2 protein-coding genes are annotated in these 1,233 nt (G+C 58.1%); both read right to left on the bottom strand.

The window, feature by feature from the left end; translation table 11 throughout:
- Positions 1-194 precede the first annotated feature (194 nt).
- On the bottom strand, positions 195-863 hold the full coding sequence (locus tag GXN74_RS14265) for an HAD family hydrolase (protein ID WP_246208742.1): 669 nt from the start codon (positions 861-863) through the stop codon (positions 195-197).
- A gap of 104 nt (positions 864-967) precedes the next feature.
- On the bottom strand, positions 968-1,233 hold a 266-nt coding region (locus GXN74_RS14260), incomplete at its 5' end, for a transketolase-like TK C-terminal-containing protein (protein WP_425481860.1).

Below are 1,233 nucleotides of genomic sequence, written 5' to 3'. Positions count from 1 at the left end.
GTGTCTCATATGCCAACCAAATGCCAATGTTCGGATTTTGCTATTGGCTAGCTTTGCTATACGCTTTTTTAAAACTCAATTTTTAAAGTTTTTTGATCTCAGCTATTGACTTTTATTAGCTGGTCTTCTTGTCCGGATCCTGTGGGTCCTGTGCTTGTCCTTAAGCACATTTTACCACAAAGGGAAGGGAGCGGTCAGCAAAGTTTTTTGCGGATCCAGTCGGCCGCAGCAGTGTGGCTGTCCAGGACAGCCACCGTCATTTCCACGAATTCCGGCTGGGGCCGCTTCATGTCGGGGATGCAGATGCAGGGTATTCCCGCCCGGTGGGATGCCTGGATTCCCTGCTCGGAATCCTCCAGAACCAGGGCTTCCCGGGGCGGCACCCCCATCTTCGCGCAAGCTTTGAGGAAGATTTCCGGATCCGGCTTCCCCCGCTTCACCTCGTCCCCGCAGATGGAACCGTCGAAATAGTCCCCCAGCCCGGAGGCTTCCAGAATCCGGTCCACCCGCGCCCGCTTGCTGGAGGTGGCCACCATGGTCCTGATTCCCTTTGCCTTCAGCATCGCAAGCAGCTCCACCAGTCCCGGCTTGACGGGAACCCCCTCCCTTGCAAACCGCTCCTCCAGCCATGCGTGCATCTGGTCCATGATGGATTCGATGGGGATTCCCTCCCCGAAGGCTTCCACGAACTTCCTCCGCACCGTCTTTTCCGGCGTCCCCAGGAGGGTGGTGTAGAACTCCTCCTCCACCGCATAACCCAGGGGCCCGCAGACCGCCCGGTATCCTTCAAAGGTCATCCGCTCGCTGTCGATCATCAGCCCGTCCATGTCGAACACCACCAGTCCATAGGTCTTCATCTTCATCCTTCCTCTCCTTGCCTTTCCGTCAACACAAGCAAGAGGCTGCCTCTTGTAAGGAGACAACCTCTTGCCTATTTCCGATTTGCGTAAGCTTTCGCTGTTGTCATCTACAGGATCGCCTTGGCCCGGGCCACCAGGTTGTCCACGGTGAATCCATAGGCCTCGAACAGCTCCTGGGCGGGGCCGGAGGCTCCGAATCCCTCCATGGCCACCATGGTTCCCCCGTTCCCCAGATGCTTGTCCCATCCCTGGGAGGTGCCGGCCTCGACCACCAGCCTTTTCCCCATGGCCACCGGCAGGACCGCTTCCCTGTAGCTTTCCGGCTGCTTCTCGAACAGGTCCATGGAGGGCATGCTCACCACGCGGACCCCAA

Source organism: Anaerotalea alkaliphila (assembly GCF_010179735.1).
Classification (GTDB): Bacteria; Bacillota; Clostridia; order Lachnospirales; family Vallitaleaceae; genus Anaerotalea; species Anaerotalea alkaliphila.
The sequence above is the reverse complement of the archived record's forward strand: the minus strand, read 5'-3'. Positions and strand labels throughout refer to the sequence as shown.